The organism is Micromonospora cabrerizensis (assembly GCF_022230955.1).
Lineage (GTDB): Bacteria > Actinomycetota > Actinomycetes > Mycobacteriales > Micromonosporaceae > Micromonospora > Micromonospora cabrerizensis.
This window is the reverse complement of the sequence record NZ_JAKKFI010000040.1, coordinates 35067-50810: the sequence shown is the minus strand read 5'-3', so window position 1 is coordinate 50810 and position 15744 is coordinate 35067. Positions and strand designations below refer to the sequence as shown.

The window sequence follows — 15744 nt, the reverse complement described above, 5'->3', positions numbered from 1 at the left end:
GCGCGGCTGCGGGAGGGATCAGCGCGTGGTGCGGTCGTGGCTGACGAGGCCGGCGGTGACCCGGACGGTGGTGCCGGCGGCGGTGGAGACGACCTCCATGGCGTCGGTCAGCTCGCGGGCCAGCCAGAGGCCCCAACCGCCGGCGGTGTCCGGTGCCGGCCGACTGCGGTCACCCAGCCGCTGCGGGCTGATGCCGTGCCCGTGGTCGGCCACCTCGCAGACCAGCAGGTCGGACTCGTGCCAGAGTCGCAGCCATCCACGCCCGCCACCGTGTCGGACCGCATTGGTGATCAACTCGTTGATCGCGAGCACGAAGTCGTCCAGCCGTTGACCGGTGAGTCCGCAGGCATGCGCGCATGAGGTGACCGAGTGTCGAATCTCGGTCACCTGGGCCTGGTCGAAGGCGTCGGCGATCAGGAGGGCAGGTTCGATGGGCACAACCGTACGCGGTGCGTGCGGATCTGCGTTCGTCATGGGCCCGTCCCGGCGGCGGATCTCGGAGTATTTCGCGGCTTTTCCACCGTACGTCAGGGTTTCCCGAACCGCACTCGCTGCTCGCCGTGCGGCTCGACCGGTTGTGGCATCCTGACCGCCATGTCGTCGCCGCCGGGTGGATTCGAGGTGCCGCTGTGGCGTGCGCTGGCGGTGTTCCGGCTGGCGTCCCTGGCGTACGTCTGCGTGCTCGCGGTGCGCGACGCCGACCGGTACGACCACCCGTACGCCGTCGGCGCCCTGATCCTGGTGATGGCCGCCTGGACCGCCGCGACCGCGGTCGGGTACGCCCGGCCGGCCTGGCGGCGCTGGCCGCTGCTCCTGGCCGACCTCGGGGTCGTGCTGGCCATCGTGTCGGCAACCCCGTGGGTGGTCGGTCGGGCGGCGCTCGCCACCGGCGTACCCACCATGGGGGTCGCCTGGATGGCCGGCCCGGTGCTGGCCTGGGCCGTCTCCGGCGGTCGGCGGCGGGGCACCATCGCCGCGCTGCTGGTCGCCGGCGCGGATCTGATCACCCGGGAGCGGATCGGCCAGTCCTCGTTCACCGGGGTGATCCTGATGCTGCTCGCCGGAGTGGTGGTCGGACACGTGTCCCGGCTCGCGGCGAGCGCCGAGGCACGGCTGCAACGCGCGGTGGAGTTGGAGGCCGCCACCCGCGAGCGGGAGCGGCTGGCCCGGGGCATCCACGACTCGGTGCTCCAGGTGCTGGCAATGGTGCAGCGGCGGGGCGCCGACCTGCCCGGCGAGGCCGGCGAGCTGGCCCGGTTGGCCGGCGAGCAGGAGGTCGCGTTGCGGGCCCTGATCGCCGGCACCAGCCCGGCGACCGCTGCCGTGCTGCCCGACGGCGGCGAGGCCGCGGCGGTCGACCTGCGGGCGCTGCTCGGCCGGTACGCCTCGGCGGCAGTGGTGCTCTCCGCCCCGGCCACCCCGGTGCCGCTGCCTCGGCGGGTGGCCGGGGAGTTGGCCGCCGCGACCGGCGCGGCCCTGGACAACGTGGGGCGGCACGCCAGCGGGCGGGCCTGGGTGTTGATCGAGGATGAGGGGGCGACGGTGACCGTGTCGATCCGCGACGAGGGGCCGGGCATCCCGGACGGCCGGTTGACCGAGGCGGCCGCACAGGGCCGGCTCGGCGTGAGCCAGTCGATCCAGGGTCGGGTGGCCGACGTGGGCGGAACGGTCCGGATCGTGTCCGCCCCCGACGCCGGCACCGAGATCGAGCTGACCGTGCCGAGGGCGCAGCGGTGAACGCGACGCGGGTGATGGTGGTCGACGACCATCCGATGTGGCGCGAGGGTGTGGCCCGCGACCTCACCGAGGCGGGCTTCTTGGTCGTGGCGACCAGCGGCGAGGGGCGGCAGGCCGTCCGGGTCGCCGCCGCCGCGCGGCCCGACGTGGTCGTCCTCGACCTGCAACTACCGGACATCTCCGGCGTCGAGGTGATCCTGGGTCTGCGTGCGGCACTGCCCGACGTGCGGGTGCTGATGCTCAGCGCCAGCGGTGAACAGCAGAGCGTGCTGGACGCGGTCAAGGCGGGGGCCACCGGTTACCTGGTGAAGTCCACCGCACCCGCCGAGTTCCTCGACGCGGTCCGCCGAACCGCGGCCGGCGAGGCGGTCTTCACCCCCGGCCTGGCCGGGCTCGTGCTCGGCGAGTACCGCCGGCTGGCCGCCCGGCCGGGGCAACCGACCGACCCGGCCGGGGACGGGCAGCCCGCGACGCCCCGGCTCACCGAGCGCGAGACGGAGGTGCTGCGGCAGGTGGCGAGGGGGCTGTCGTACAAGCAGATCGCGCAGCGGCTCGGGTTGTCGCACCGCACGGTGCAGAACCACGTGCAGAACACCCTGGGCAAGCTGCAACTGCACAACCGGGTCGAGCTGACCCGGTACGCCATCGAACGCGGCCTGGACGACTGACCGGGGTCAGACCGAGCGCGGCGGCTCCGTCTCGTGGATGGCCAACTCCTCGGCGGTCGCCCCGCCCCCAGCCGATCCGGCGTCGTACGCCACCGAGTCGGTCTCCTGGTCGGTGTGCGCGCCCTCGTCCGGCTCGACCAGCCGGCCGACCGTGGCGTCGGCCACCGTGCCGAGCTGACCGTGGTCGTAGAGGGAGACCGGTGAGTTCGGGTCCGAGGTGGGCCCGGGATCCATCACGTCGGCGTCCAGCTGGGCCTCCGCCGCGGCTTCCAGATTGTCCGCCTCGAAGGCGATCTTCGGGTCGATCGTCCCGGCCAGCGGGTCGTCGGCCGGGCGTTCGTAGACCTCCCGGTCGAGCTTGTAGTCCAACGACTCACCGTCGAGCTGCTCCTCGGCGGTCGTCCCGAACCGGTCCACCGCCACCGGCGTACGGTCGCCGGGCAGTTGGGCCGGGTCCGGGCCGTCCGCCTCGCGCCCGGTGAGGACGTCGTCGTTGGCGGTCGAGTCGTCATCGGCGGTGTCGGGCAGGCCTTGCGCCTCGGTGTCGGACACGGGGGTCGGGTACTCGTTGTCGCGCATGTCTGATCACTACCCGCTGCCCTCCCGCCATAACCGGAGCACCGCAGGCTGTGCGGTGGCGAAAACGACAGCGGCGGCGAAACGCCCGTCAGCCGAGGTGGGCGACCTCGTCGTCCGGGTGCAGGACGCACCAGACGACCTTGCCGTCCGGTATCGCGCTGCTGCCCCATCGGCGAGCCACCGTGTCGATCAGCAGCAGGCCCCGGCCGCCGGCCCGGTTCGGCGGGGACACCCCGGCGAACGTCGGGCGACGCGGGGAGTGGTCGCGGACCGCCAGGTGCAGGGTGCTGTCCTGAGGAGCGAGCCGCACCGTCATTGGGGTCCGGGCGTGCGCCACGACGTTGTTCACCATCTCGGTGATCGCGATGCAGGCCGGGTCGACCAGCATCGACATGCCCCAGCGCTGGCAGCCGGTGGTGACCAGCTCGCGGGCCTGCCGGGCAGCTCCCACCGCCGGGGCCAGGTCGGCGGAGAGCACCGCCGCCAGCGGCGTCGCCGCGAGCGCGGCGAGCGCGCCGTCCACCGTCGGCCAGACCGGCACACCGGCCTCCACGGTCTGCCGGGCCGGCGCTCCGACGCCCACCTGGACCGCCGGGTCACACAGCAGCAGATCCGCGGCAGGCCAGTCGGCCACCTCCCGGCGAACCTCGGCGAAGACGCCCCGCCCGACCTCGTCGACGATGCGCAGCCCGGTCACGTCGGCCACCACCGGGCCCGGCCGGTCCGAGAGTCTGGCAAGCAGCGCGCCGCGTACCGCCTCGGCTCCGGCGGCGTCGAGCACACCGGTCAGCCGGACCACCGCCGACGACTCGTCGATTTCCACGAGACAGTTCGACATGATCGCCTCATTGTGCGCGTCAGTCACCGTTCGCGCATTCGGGCGGTCGATGCCGGTCATCAGCGGACCGACCGGGACCGGCGGTTGATGGCCGCCATGGTGCCGACGGCGGTGCCGGCGGCGGCGAGACCGAACGCGGCGGTCATCCGCACCAACTGACGTCGTCGGCCGTTCCAGCCGCCGTCCCGGCGGGCCTGGGCGTCGGCCTGGAACACGTTGCCGCTGCTGTCCGCCCGGGCGCCCGGACCGAACTGCGTGCGCTGGAGGTACCAGCCGAGGGTGCGTTCCACCAACGCGGGCGCCAGCCGCCACTGCAGACCGATCAACCGGGCCGCGCCACCGGCGTACGCCTCCCGGCGAGGCCGGCGCAGCAGCCGGACGATGGTCTCGGCGACCACCTCCGGCGGGTAGATCGGAGGCGGTGGCACCAGTTCCCGGCCGGTGTGATTGGCCGTGTGCCGGAAGAACGGGGTGTCGATGGTGGCCGGCAGCACCGTGCAGACCGAGATCTGACCGCGGCCGGTGACCCGCAGCTCCTGCCGGACCGTGTCGGCCAACCCGCGGATGCCGTGCTTGCTGGCGTTGTACGCCGACTGGTACGGCATGGCCACCTCGGCCAGCACCGAGGCGTTGTTGACCAGCACACCGCCACCGGCCGCCCCCAGGTAGGGCAGGGCGGCCTTGATGCCGTGCACCGTTCCGAGCAGGTTGACCTCCAGCACCCGGCGGAACTCGGCGACCGGGATCTCGTCGAACAGGCCCACCGCGCCCACCGCGGCGTTGTTCACCCAGGCGTCGATCCGGCCGAACTCGGCCGCCGCCCGCTCGGCCAGCCGTCGCACCGACTCCAGATCGGTCACATCGGTCGGTACGACCAGCGCCTGGCCGCCCAACTCCCGGCAGCGTTGCGCGACCTGTCGGAGGGCCGGCTCGCTGCGAGCGGCCAGCACGACGGCAGCACCCCGGCGGGCCAAGGCGTACGCGGTCGCCGTGCCGATCCCGCTGGACGCGCCGGTGATCACCACGGTCGAATCGTCGAGAGTGCGGGTCAGCGGCATTCCTGAGCGGTACCCCCGCCCGGGCCTGGTCATACCACCTGCGGCTTGTCGATCATCGTCGAACTCGGGTGACCTGTGCCGGTTGCGATTGCCGTGGCGCAAGTGTCGGTGGCACTCGCGCGGACTCTTCCTGATCTGCCAGGTTTCGACTCCCGGTCCCGGGGTTAATGGGACGCTCTGACCGGGAGGACCACCGCCGAGGAAAGATCGCAGGGAGGTGACCCATGCGCGTCGGCCTCGTCTGCGCGCACGCCAGTTCGTACCGCCACGCCGACGGCCCGCCGGTCGGCACCCGCCAGCACATCGCCCGGGTCGCCGCCGAGTTGGCCGAACGAGGCCACGACGTACGGCTCTACGAGCGCCGGGACGACCCCGGCCTGCCGGCGACGGTCCCCGTCGACGGCTACCAGGTGCACCAGGTGCCCGCTGGTCCGCCCACCCCACTGCCCACCGCCGGGCTGATCCCGTACGTGACGGAGTTCGGCCGCTGGTTGACCGACGAGTGGGCCGGCGCCTGGCGACCCGAGGTGGTGCACGGGCACTACTGGATCGGTGGCCTGGCCGCCGCGCACGCCGTACGCGAGACCGACATCCCGGTGGTGCAGACGTTCCACTCACTGGGCATCGAGCAGTTGCGCCACCTGGGCGGCCGCTACGACGGGCCGGGGGAGCGGATCACGCTGGAACGCGCGTTGACCCGCGCGGTGGACATCGCGGTGGCCCAGTCGAACGACGAGGTCGACGAGCTGACCCGGATGGGTCTGCAACGCAGTTCGGTGGCCCTGGTGCCACCCGGGGTGGACATCGAGCAGTTCCACCCCGACGGCGAGGCGGCGCCACGCGAGCAACGGGCCCGCATCCTCTCGGTCGGCTCGCTCGCCGCGGGGCACGGCCAGGAGGACCTGATCCGGGCGATGCGGCTGGTCGGCGACGCCGAGCTGGTGATCGCCGGCGGTCCACCGGCCGACCAACTGGCCAACCACGCCGAGGCGCGGCGCCTGCGCGAGCTGGCCGAGCAGGCGGGCGTCGTCGACCAGGTACGGCTCGTCGGCGCGGTGCCGCACGACCAGATGGCCACCTGGTACCGGTCGGCGGACGTCGTCGCCTGCACCCCGCACTACTCCTCGGCCGGGCGGGTCTCGCTGGAGGCGATGGCCTGCGGCGTGCCGGTGATCGGCTACGCGATGGGTGGCCTGGCCGACGCCGTCGTCGACGAGGTCACCGGCCGGCTGGTGCCCCCCGGCGACGTGCGGGCACTCGCGGTCTCGATCCGTCGGCTGCTCGCCGACAACGCCGGCCGGTTCGCGTACGGGCACGCCGCGGTGGACCGGGTCCGCAGCAGCTACACCTGGGAGCGGACCGCCGGGGCGCTGGAGCGCCTCTACGAGCGGGTGGTGAGTCGCCGCAAGCCGGTCGAGGCCTGAGCGGCAGGTCGGGCGGCCCGGGTCGGTCAGCCGGGACGGGTCGCCGCGACCATCGCCCGGTCGCGGCGACGCGTTGCCGGGCGCTGCTGCTGCGGCTGCGCGTACCGGGTCAGCCCGATCACCGCGGCCAGGGTGACCAGGAAACCGACCGCCGCCAGCCACTCCCGGCCCGGCCAGATCTTGTCGTTGAGCAGCAGCAGGCCGACGATCGCGGCCGGCACCGCGCCGGCGGCGTCCATCGCGGCGACCGCGGCGGTCGTCGAGCCACGCTGCATGGCCAGGCCGAGCAGCAGCTGACCGACGATCGAGTGGGCGATCAGCAGGTAGAACAGCGGGTGGGCGAGGAACGCCTCGGCGGACGACGCGGATGCCAGCGGCCGGGCGGCGACCGCGGCCGAGCTGAACGCCAGCCCCGCCAGCGAGCCGAGGGCCACCGAACCGGGCGCCCCGTGCAGCCGGACGGCGAAGACCCCGAGCACCGCGATGACGCCGAGCGCCACCAGCAGGGCGATCGTTCCGGCGGTGCCGAGCTGCTTCGACGGCGCCGGGCGGGCGGAGAGCACCAGGGCGGTGATGCCGGCGAAGAGCAGGGCCAGCAGCACCACCTCCGCCGCCGGCAGTCGCCACTTCAGCACCAGCACACCGAGGATGGCGGTCACCCCGAGCCCGGCCGCCACGCTGGCCTGCACGAGGAACAGCGGCAGGTCCCGTCGGGCCAGGAAGGCGAACACGAAACCGGCGATCTGGCAGCCCAGACCGATCAGGTACGTCCGGTGCCCGGCGAGGCGCAGCAGCAGGCCCGGATCGAAGGTGTGGTGAACCGTGGTGCGGGCCGCGGCCACCGACTGGAGAAGGTTGGCGAAGCCGTACGCGACGATCATCGTCGCGAGAAAACACCAACCGGAGGAGACCACCTGGCGAGGATAGAGGTTGCCGGGGGTCAGCGCTCGGCTGGGCGATCGAGCCTGGTGAGGATGTCGGGGTGCAGCACACCGTTGGTGGCCACCACACTGCTGTCGGTGCCCGGCGCGCCGGCCGGGGCCGGCCGGCCGAACAGATCCGTGACCGTGCCACCCGCCTCGGTGACGATCGGCACCAGCGCCGCCACGTCCCACAGGGACAGCTCCGGCTCGACCATCACGTCCAGTGCGCCCTCGGCCAGCAGCATGTAGCCGTAGAAGTCGCCGTACGCCCGGCTGCGCCAGGTGGCCCGCATCAGGTCGAGCATCGCGTCGAGCCGACCGGCGCGTTCCCACCCGTCGAGCGACGAGTAGCAGAAGCTGGCATCCGCGATCTCGCGTACCGCGGACACCCCGATCCGCTCGCCGGCGCCCGCGCGACGACCGGCGTACGCGCCCGCGCCCGCGCTGGCCCACCAGCGTCGTCCCAGCGCCGGGGCGGACACCACGCCGACCGCCGGCCGGTCGCCGTCGTAGAGCGCGATCAGGGTGGCCCAGACCGGCACGCCCCGCACGAAGTTCTTGGTGCCGTCGATCGGGTCGATGATCCACCGGCGGCCGTCCGCGTCGGTGGAGGGCCCGGCGCCGTACTCCTCACCGAGCAGCCCGTCCGCCGGGCGGTGCTCGGCCAGCAGGGCGCGGATCTCGCGCTCCACGGCGGTGTCCGCGTCGGAGACCGGGGTCAGGTCGGGCTTCGCCTCGACCCGCAGGTCGAGCGCGCGGAACCGGGCTGTGGAGATGGCGTCGGCCCGGTCGGCGAGCAGGTGGGCGAGGGCGAGGTCGTCGGCGTACCCGGTCATCCCGGCAACCTAGCCGACGCCCGCCGGCTCACTCGTCGGGGCCGCGCCGGTCACCCTCGCCGGGCCCGCGCTGGTCGCTCTCGCCGCGCGAGTCACCCTCGCCGGCCCGGGAGGCCAGCAACCGGCGGTACGACGCCAACCGGCGCGGATCGGCCTTGCCGGCGGCCACCCAGGCGTCCAGCCCACAGTCGGCCTCGTCCGCCGTGTGCTGGCAGTTGGGTGGGCAGTCGACGGTGCCCTCGACCAGGTCGGGGAAGCCGTGCAGCAGGCTGTCGGCGGACACGTGGGCCAGGCCGAAGCTGCGGATGCCGGGGGTGTCGATGATCCAGCCGGGGTCGGTGTCGACGCCGGGCACCGGTGGCAGCCGCAGCGCCACCGCGCTGGTGGAGGTGTGTCGGCCACGACCGATCGCACTCACCACGCCGACCGCGCGCAGCGCGTCCGGAACGAGGCGGTTGACCAACGTCGACTTGCCCACCCCGGAGTGCCCGACCAGCACCGACACCTTGCCGCCCAGCAGCGCGCGCAGCGCGGCCAGGTCGCTGTCGGGGCGGTTGAGCACGTACGGCAGCTCCAACTCGGTGTAGTAACCCAGCACCTCCTCCGGCCCGGCCAGGTCGGCCTTGGTGAGGCAGAGCAGCGGTTCGACGTCCGCGTCGTACGCGGCCACCAGGCAGCGGTCGATGAACCCGGTGCGCGGCGGTGGGTCGGCCAACGCGCTGACGATCACCAACTGGTCCGCGTTGGCCACCACGACCCGTTCCAGTCGGCCCTCGGCGGTGGTCTCGTCGTCGTCGGCGGTGCGGCGCAGCACCGAGCGGCGTTCGGCGATCCGGACGATGCGGGCCAGGGCGCCCTCCGCGCCGGACGTGTCCCCGACCAGGCTGACCCGGTCGCCGACCACCACCGACTTGCGGCCCAGCTCGCGGGCCCGCATGGCGGTGATCGTGGGCAGCTCGGCCCCGACCACGCCGCGCTCGGCCCCGGACAGCACGCACTGGTAGCGCCCCCGGTCCACGGCGATGACGAACCCGTCCACCGCGTCGGAGTGCTGCGGGCGGGTGCGCGTACGCGGGCGCGACGACTTTCCGGGCCGAACCCGTACGTCGTCCTCGTCGTACTCCCGCCGTTTGGTCGCCAGGACCTGTCCTCTTCTCGCTTCAGCTCTTGCCGGTCACCATCGCTGACCATAGTGCCGGGAACTCGGGCATGGTCTTGGAGGTACACCCCACGTCGTCCACCTCGATGCCGGGCACGGCGAGGCCGGCCACCGCGGCGGCGTGCGCCATCCGGTGGTCGTGGTAGGTGCGGAACACCCCGCCGCGCAGTGGTCGGGGTCGGATCTCCAGCCCGTCCGGCGACTCGGTGACGTCCGCCCCGAGGGCGGTGAACTCCCGCGCGAGCGCGGTCAGCCGGTCGGTCTCGTGGCCACGGATGTGCCCGACGCCGGTGAACACCGACGGTGAGTCGGCCAGCATGGCCAGCGCGGTCAGCGCCGGGGTCAGCTCGCTGACGTCGGAGAGGTCGGCGGTCAGGCCGTGCACCACGCCGGTGCCCCGGACGGTCAGCCCGTTGGTGGAGAGGGTGACCTCGCCGCCCATCCGCTGGAGCAGCGAGCGGAGCTGCTCGACCGGCTGCGGGCTGCTGCGCGGCCAGCCCTGCAAGGTCACCTCGCCGCCGGTGACCAGGGCCGCGGCGAAGAACGGCACCGCGCCGGAGAGGTCCGGCTCGATCTCCCAGCCGCGCCCGGTGAGGGGGCCGGGCTCGACGGTCCACACGTCGGGGGTGGTGTCGTCGACGGCCGCGCCGGCGGCCCGCAGCATCTGCACCGTCATCCGGAGATGCGGCGCGGACGGCACCGGCGTGCCGACGTGCCGCACCACGACGCCCCGGTCGAACCGCGGGCCGGCCAGCAGCAACCCGGAGACGAGCTGGCTGGACGCGGACGCGTCGATCACCACCTCACCGCCGGTGACCCGGCCGGTGCCGAACACGGTCAGCGGCAGGCTGCCCGCGCCGGTGACGTCGATCCGGACACCCAGCGACCGCAGCGCCTCGATCAGCGGACCGAGCGGTCGGGTGCGGGCATGGGGGTCGCCGTCGAAGGTGACCTGCCCGTCGGCCAGCCCGGCCACCGGAGGCACGAACCGCATCACGGTGCCGGCCAGCCCGACGTCGACGTGCGCGGGGCCGGCCAGCGGGTGCGGCCGGACCAGCCACTGCTCGTCGTCGCTGATCGACACGTGCGCGCCCATTCCCCGCAGGCCGGCGGCCATCAACTCGGTGTCGCGGGCGCGTAGCGGCCTGGCCAGCGTCGACGGGCCGGCGGCCAGGGCGCTGAGCACCAGGGCGCGCGCGGTCATCGACTTGGAACCGGGCAGGCGCAGCGTCGCCGCCACCGGGTCGGACGCGGTCGGTGCGGTCCACGGCTGCGGCGGCCGGGTCGCGGTCAGATTCCCCACGGTTACATTCTGCCGTGCCGACTGGTCGACGGCGTGGCCCGGCGCTCGTACTCCCGGTTGGCGGGACAGCCGACGGGGCCTTCGACGCGTTAGCGTGTGCCCCATGTGCGGCAGGTACGCGACGACTCGGAGCCCCGGTGAGCTCAGCGCGCTGTTCGAGTCGTCCGACGACACCGAGGGCGTGGTCCGTCCGGACCACAACGTCGCGCCGACCGACCGGGTGCCCCTGGTCCGGGTGAGCCCGGAGGGGCATCGCAGCCTGTGTGTCGGTCGCTGGGGTCTGTTGCCGCACTGGTCCCGCTCCGCAGCCGGGGCCGCCCGCATGATCAATGCGCGGGCGGAGACGGTGGCCACCAGCCGGGCGTACGCCGGGTCGTTCGCCCGTCGCCGCTGCCTGGTCCCGGCCGACGGCTGGTACGAGTGGGTGCGTCGGCCCGACGGCGGGCGGCAGGCCTACTACATGACCCCCGCCGACGGCACGGTTCTCGCCCTGGCCGGCATCTGGTCGGTCTGGGAGTCCGGCGCCGAATCCCGGCTCACCTTCAGCGTGCTGACCACCGCGGCGCTCGGCGACCTGGCCGAGGTGCACGACCGGATGCCGGTGCTGCTGCCGCCCGAGAGTTGGTCGTCGTGGCTGGCGTCGACGGACGAGCCGGAGCGGTTGCTCGTCCCGGCGTCGCCCGAGCGGCTGGCGGGGTTGGAGATCCGACCGGTGGGGGCGGCGGTGGGCGACGTTCGTAACGACGGGCCGCAGTTGACCGCGCGGGTGTCGGTGGCGCCGACGGTGACACCGCAGGAGTTGACCCTGTTCTGACGTCCCCGCGCATCGTCGGGCACCGATTTGACAGGGTTGCGCGCGATTCGTCTCCTGGCTGTTCAGTCAGGTTCCCGGCAGACCCTTGTCCCCATGTTGCGAAGTGCGATAGAACACAGCGCCGGTAGTGGCTGTCGATTCGCACGGGGCGGACGACGTCCACCGATCTTGCCGGTCCCACGGGGGAGGTGGGTGGATTGACACGAGCGCGTATGCCCCGCCCGCACGAGGTGGCTGCGGCGCGGCGAGATCCGCGACTGCTGCGAGCGGTGCGGGAACGGCAACAGGACGACGCATGGCGCACCAGAGGCACCTGTCAGAGCGTCGATCCGGAGACATTCTTTCCGGCACCCAACGAGCCGGCGGACGCCGCCGTCGCACTGTGCCGCGGCTGCGACGTACAGGGGTCCTGTCTGGCCTGGGCCCTCGACGTCGGTGACTGCCACGGAGTGTGGGGTGCCACCACACCCCGCGAGCGGCGGGCGATGCTGGTCGCCTGGCGTGGCGAGGTCGAGCCGGACCCGGACGCCGTCGACGGCCCCGGCCCGCCGGTACGGGACCGACTACTCACCCTGGTCCCGCTGAGCTGACCAACGGCCCGGTCCGCCACGCGCCGTCTGTCAGGCGGCGCAGAATGGGTCGGTGCCAGCCAGCGACGAGATCGACACTCCGCGCGGCCCGGCGGGGATCACCACCGACCTGCCGGCCCGCCCTGCCACCGCTCTGCTCGTTCTCGGGCACGGAGCGGGCGGCAGCATCGACGCGCCCGACCTGCTGGCGGTACGCGACGCGTCGGTCGCGGCCGGCCTGGCGGTGGTCCGGGTGACCCAGCCCTACCGGGTCGCCGGTCGGCGTGCCCCGGCACCGGCGGGTCACCTCGACGAGGCGTGGACGGCGGTGCTCGCCGTGCTGCGCGAACGTCACGCCGACGTGCCGACGGTGCTGGTGGGCGGTCGTTCCAGCGGCGCGCGGGTCGCCTGTCGGACGGCGCGCGAGGTGGGGGCGGTCGGTGTGGTCGCCTTGGCCTTTCCGCTGCACCCACCCGGGCGGCCGGAGCGCTCGCGTGCCGCCGAGCTGGGCACCGGCCTGCCGACGCTGGTCGTCAACGGCGACCGGGACCCGTTCGGGACGCCGGAGCCGTCGCCGACCGTGCAGGTGGTGAGCCGTCCCGGGGAGACGCACGACCTCCGGCGTGATCCGGCCGGCACCGCGGCTGTCGTCCGGGACTGGCTGCGGGCCCGGGGTTGGACGGCGACCTGATCCGGCTCGCCCGGCCGACCGTTTCCGGTGCCGGGCGAGGGTCGTTGCATCCGATGGTGCCACCGGCCCGAACCGGACCGACGGCACCAGTCCTCCCAGGCCCTTCCTGGTCCCAGCGCCGGCCGCCGTCGAAGCCGGGACCAGGAACGGGGGGCCGGTCGGAATGCCCCAGTGGTCATCTCGCGTTACCAACCCTGGACGACTTTTCTGCGAGGGGGGTGACCGGTGCCGACCGAGACACGAAGCCTGGAACGGGACGAACGGGACGCCCGGCAGCTGAAGAGGCTGCTGGATGGCCCGGAGTGGCCCGCGACGGCGGGCCCGGGCGGAACGGGTGTGGTGAGCACGGGCACACCAGCCGGAAGTGAATCTGCGGGCACGTCCGTGCGCGTATCCTCGGCGGGAAAGCATCCGACGCGAGGGGATGTGCGGTTGACCACCGAGAAGACGGACGAGCGCAGGGCCCGATTCGAGCGGGACGCGATGCCATTCGTCGATCAGCTCTACGCTGCTGGGCTGCGGATGACGCGCAACCCGGCGGATGCCGAGGACCTGGTTCAGGAGACCTACCTGAAGGCGTACGCCGCCTTCCACCAGTTCGAGCAGGGCACGAACCTGAAGGCCTGGCTCTACCGGATCCTGACCAACACCTACATCAACTCCTACCGCAAGCGGCAGCGCCAGCCGATCCAGGCGCCCACCGAGGAGATCACCGACTGGCAGCTCGCCGAGGCCGAGTCGCACACCTCCAGTGGGCTGCGCTCGGCCGAGACGGAGGCGCTGGACCGGCTGCCGGACAGCGACGTCAAGGAGGCCCTCCAGCAGTTGCCGGAGGAGTTCCGCCTGGCCGTCTACCTGACCGATGTCGAGGGCTTCTCGTACAAGGAGGTCGCGGACATCATGGGCACGCCGATCGGCACCGTGATGTCGCGTCTGCACCGGGGCCGTCGTAATCTGCGCAAGCTGCTCGAGCGCTACGCCGGGGAGCGGGGCTTCAGTGCGGCCCGCTCGGCGAAGGGCTCGAACGCCGCTGCCGGCCGGGAGGTGTGACGTGAGCTGTGGGGAGCCGCACGAGACGGATTGCCGCGAAGTGCTCGCGGAGGTCTACCTCTACCTGGATCTGGAGTGCGCCGACGAGCGGCGCTCGCTGATCCGGCACCACCTGGACGAGTGCGGGCCCTGCCTGCGCGAGTACGGGCTGGAGCAGGAGGTGCGGGCGTTGGTGGCTCGGTGCTGCGGCAACGAGACCGCGCCGGACGAGCTGCGTGAGCGGCTGCGGGTCAAGCTCACCGAGCTGGTGGTCTTCGAGACCAGTGAGTCCCGCGAGTTGGCCGACTGAGCGTCGGCGCGACACAGCTTCAACACCGGTGGCCCGGGTCGATGTCGACCCGGGCCACCGGTGTACCCGGCGTCGGCCGGGTCGGGCTGAGCGGTGACGGGCCGTGGGCCCGTCGACCCGTTCAGGAGTTGGGACGCTTGCCGTGGTTGGCGGCGCTCTTCTTACGGGCCTTCTTCTTCCGGGACTTCTTCGCCATGTGACCTCCTCGTGATGGGTCGGATCCGTCCTGCGCACGACCTCGGCGCCAGTGCACCCACCGGCGGTCCGGCGTCGGGTCCGACCCGCTGATGGTAGTGCGGTCGACACCCGCCGCCTTCCCCAGGGCGGGCGTGCCATCCCGGCAGTGCCGCTGCGCGCCCGCCGCCGGGCGACGCATGATTGGATACGACGGCAGACACATCGCGATGAGGGAGGGCCCGGACATGGCCGAGGAGATCCGCGCCGAGATGGTGGCGAACGTCTGGAAGGTCGTCGCCACGGCAGGTGACACGGTGGCCGAGGGCGACACCCTGGTGATCCTCGAGTCGATGAAGATGGAGATCCCGGTCATCGCCGAGTCCGATGGTGTGATCCAGCAGCTCGCCGTGCACGAGGGTGACGTCGTACAGGACGGTGACCTCATCGCGGTGATCGCTTGACCGGGTTGCGGGTCCGTCCTGCCGGGCCTGCCGACTTCCCGGCGGTGGCCCGGCTGACCGTGGCCGCGTACGAGGCGGACGGTCAGCTCAAGGGCGAACACGGGTACGGCGAGGTGCTGGCCGACGTGTCGAGCCGGGCCGCCAGCGGTGAGGTGCTGGTCGCGGTCGACGAGGTGACCGACGCGGTGCTCGGCTCGGTGACGTTCGTGCTGCCGGGCACGCGGTTCGCGGAGCTGTCCGGCCCGGGTGAGGCGGAGTTCCGGATGCTCGCGGTCGACCCGGGCGCCCAGGGTCGGGGCGTCGGTGCGGTGTTGGCGCAGGCGTGCGTCGCGCGCGCTGTCGAGCTGGGTTGCACGGCGCTGGTGATCTGCGTCCGGGCCGGGATGGCCGACTCGGCGCACCGGCTCTACTCGCGGCTGGGCTTCGTCCGGGCACCGGAGAAGGACTGGGCGCCCGCGGCGGGCGTGGACCTGCTCGGCCTGCGCCTGGACCTGACCCGCGGCTGAGCCGCCGACCGATCAGTCGACCGGGCTGCCCGAGGTGGCCGGTGCCGCACTGTCGTCGGCGTCCGCGCCGATCTTGGCGAGCAGCTCGTCGGCCACCTCCAGGGCGAGCCGGCGACGCTCCTCGTTGGTGATGTCCGGTGCCCGTACGGCGAACCAGCTGGTGTGCACGGCGAACAGCGACAGTGCGGCGCGCAGTTGGGCGGCGGGGGAGTCGTCGCCCCGGCAGAGCGCGTTGGCGAGCTGCATCATCCGGCCGCGCATCTGCTGGCCGGAGGCGAGGCTCTTGAGCACGGTCTGGTTCTGCTCGAAGAAGCGCATCACCGACGGCTGGTCGCCACCGAACATCGTGTCGGCATAGCGGGAGATCAGCTCGCGCCGGGTCGCCAGAGTGGCCGGCTGCGTCGCGGCCCAGGTGGTGAGGGCGTCCATCCCCTCCAGCCGGTCCTCGACGAAGCTGGCGACGATGTCGTCCTTGCTCTTGAAGTGGTAGTAGAGAGCGGCCTTGGTGACATTGAGGCGCTCGGCGATCTCCCGGAGCGAGGTCTTCTCGTACCCCTGCTCGGTGAAGAGTTCGAGCGCGACGGCCTTGATCCGTTCCCGCGTTCCGCCGCCTGTGCTCTCGCTCACCCACGCCCTCCAATTGGCTTGACCGTTGCTCGTAC

General features: G+C 72.9%; 20 protein-coding genes. 10 read left to right on the top strand and 10 right to left on the bottom strand.

The features are described 5' to 3' along the window. Positions 1-18: 18 nt before the first annotated feature. Positions 19-474 (bottom strand): ATP-binding protein, encoded by a 456-nt coding sequence (locus tag LADH09A_RS03920; RefSeq protein ID WP_238643350.1) that lies wholly within the window; start codon positions 472-474, stop codon positions 19-21. 120 nt (positions 475-594) lie between these two features. Here LADH09A_RS03920 and macS point away from each other — a divergent pair, with 120 nt between their 5' ends. Next, positions 595-1737: a MacS family sensor histidine kinase gene (gene macS, locus LADH09A_RS03915; RefSeq protein ID WP_238643349.1), complete on the top strand. Its 1143-nt coding sequence runs from the start codon at positions 595-597 to the stop codon at positions 1735-1737. Positions 1738-1751: 14 nt separating this feature from the next. Beyond that, positions 1752-2405: a response regulator gene (locus LADH09A_RS03910; protein WP_238643382.1), complete on the top strand. Its 654-nt coding sequence runs from the start codon at positions 1752-1754 to the stop codon at positions 2403-2405. 6 nt (positions 2406-2411) lie between these two features. Here LADH09A_RS03910 and LADH09A_RS03905 read toward each other — a convergent pair whose 3' ends face one another. The 3 genes from LADH09A_RS03905 to LADH09A_RS03895 all read right to left on the bottom strand — a co-directional run bounded on the left by LADH09A_RS03905 (position 2412) and on the right by LADH09A_RS03895 (position 4880). After that, positions 2412-2984 carry a DUF5709 domain-containing protein gene (locus tag LADH09A_RS03905; protein ID WP_099848385.1) on the bottom strand — a complete coding sequence of 191 codons (573 nt, stop codon included), beginning with the start codon at positions 2982-2984 and terminating at the stop codon, positions 2412-2414. Positions 2985-3072: 88 nt separating this feature from the next. After that, positions 3073-3822: an ATP-binding protein gene (locus tag LADH09A_RS03900; protein WP_238643348.1), complete on the bottom strand. Its 750-nt coding sequence runs from the start codon at positions 3820-3822 to the stop codon at positions 3073-3075. Positions 3823-3881: 59 nt separating this feature from the next. Continuing rightward, positions 3882-4880 (bottom strand): SDR family oxidoreductase, encoded by a 999-nt coding sequence (locus LADH09A_RS03895; protein WP_238643347.1) that lies wholly within the window; start codon positions 4878-4880, stop codon positions 3882-3884. A 224-nt stretch (positions 4881-5104) separates the two neighbouring features. On the opposite strand from LADH09A_RS03895, the gene LADH09A_RS03890 reads away from it, so the two are divergent. Further along, a complete protein-coding gene (locus tag LADH09A_RS03890; protein ID WP_238643346.1) occupies positions 5105-6304 on the top strand; it encodes a glycosyltransferase in 1200 nt (399 codons plus the stop codon). Positions 6305-6330: 26 nt separating this feature from the next. Here LADH09A_RS03890 and LADH09A_RS03885 read toward each other — a convergent pair whose 3' ends face one another. From LADH09A_RS03885 to aroA, 4 genes are all read right to left on the bottom strand, one after another. Beyond that, a complete protein-coding gene (locus LADH09A_RS03885; RefSeq protein WP_238643381.1) occupies positions 6331-7185 on the bottom strand; it encodes a hypothetical protein in 855 nt (284 codons plus the stop codon). Positions 7186-7244: 59 nt separating this feature from the next. Further along, positions 7245-8063, bottom strand: a complete 819-nt coding sequence (gene hisN / locus LADH09A_RS03880) for a histidinol-phosphatase (protein ID WP_238643345.1) — start codon at positions 8061-8063, stop codon at positions 7245-7247. 28 nt (positions 8064-8091) lie between these two features. Further along, positions 8092-9102 carry a ribosome small subunit-dependent GTPase A gene (gene rsgA, locus LADH09A_RS03875; protein WP_238643344.1) on the bottom strand — a complete coding sequence of 337 codons (1011 nt, stop codon included), beginning with the start codon at positions 9100-9102 and terminating at the stop codon, positions 8092-8094. Between the two features lie 121 nt (positions 9103-9223). After that, entirely contained in the window at positions 9224-10525 is a 1302-nt protein-coding gene (gene aroA / locus LADH09A_RS03870) for a 3-phosphoshikimate 1-carboxyvinyltransferase (RefSeq protein WP_238643343.1), read from the bottom strand. Positions 10526-10628: 103 nt separating this feature from the next. On the opposite strand from aroA, the gene LADH09A_RS03865 reads away from it, so the two are divergent. The 5 genes from LADH09A_RS03865 (at position 10629) to rsrA (ending at position 13938) form a co-directional block, all read left to right on the top strand. Then, positions 10629-11339: an SOS response-associated peptidase gene (locus LADH09A_RS03865; RefSeq protein ID WP_238643342.1), complete on the top strand. Its 711-nt coding sequence runs from the start codon at positions 10629-10631 to the stop codon at positions 11337-11339. A 197-nt stretch (positions 11340-11536) separates the two neighbouring features. Further along, a complete protein-coding gene (locus LADH09A_RS03860; RefSeq protein WP_238643341.1) occupies positions 11537-11929 on the top strand; it encodes a WhiB family transcriptional regulator in 393 nt (130 codons plus the stop codon). A 52-nt stretch (positions 11930-11981) separates the two neighbouring features. Further along, entirely contained in the window at positions 11982-12599 is a 618-nt protein-coding gene (locus tag LADH09A_RS03855) for an alpha/beta hydrolase family protein (RefSeq protein ID WP_238643340.1), read from the top strand. A 225-nt stretch (positions 12600-12824) separates the two neighbouring features. Further along, on the top strand, positions 12825-13649 hold the full coding sequence (locus LADH09A_RS03850) for a sigma-70 family RNA polymerase sigma factor (protein ID WP_308194469.1): 825 nt from the start codon (positions 12825-12827) through the stop codon (positions 13647-13649). 1 nt (position 13650) lies between these two features. Then, a complete protein-coding gene (gene rsrA, locus LADH09A_RS03845) occupies positions 13651-13938 on the top strand; it encodes a mycothiol system anti-sigma-R factor (RefSeq protein ID WP_238643339.1) in 288 nt (95 codons plus the stop codon). A gap of 121 nt (positions 13939-14059) precedes the next feature. On the opposite strand, the gene LADH09A_RS32025 is transcribed toward rsrA, so the two are convergent. Continuing rightward, positions 14060-14134 (bottom strand): 50S ribosomal protein bL37, encoded by a 75-nt coding sequence (locus LADH09A_RS32025; protein ID WP_369814844.1) that lies wholly within the window; start codon positions 14132-14134, stop codon positions 14060-14062. 226 nt (positions 14135-14360) lie between these two features. Between LADH09A_RS32025 and LADH09A_RS03835 the strand changes: the two genes are divergently transcribed. Both LADH09A_RS03835 and LADH09A_RS03830 read left to right on the top strand, forming a co-directional pair. Beyond that, positions 14361-14576, top strand: a complete 216-nt coding sequence (locus LADH09A_RS03835; RefSeq protein WP_179783558.1) for a biotin/lipoyl-binding carrier protein — start codon at positions 14361-14363, stop codon at positions 14574-14576. Then, positions 14573-15082, top strand: coding sequence for a GNAT family N-acetyltransferase (locus tag LADH09A_RS03830; protein WP_238643337.1), 510 nt, complete (start codon positions 14573-14575; stop codon positions 15080-15082). Before LADH09A_RS03835 ends, LADH09A_RS03830 begins: the two co-directional genes overlap by 4 nt. A gap of 12 nt (positions 15083-15094) precedes the next feature. On the opposite strand, the gene LADH09A_RS03825 is transcribed toward LADH09A_RS03830, so the two are convergent. Continuing rightward, positions 15095-15709 (bottom strand): TetR/AcrR family transcriptional regulator, encoded by a 615-nt coding sequence (locus LADH09A_RS03825; RefSeq protein WP_238643336.1) that lies wholly within the window; start codon positions 15707-15709, stop codon positions 15095-15097. Positions 15710-15744: the final 35 nt, after the last annotated feature.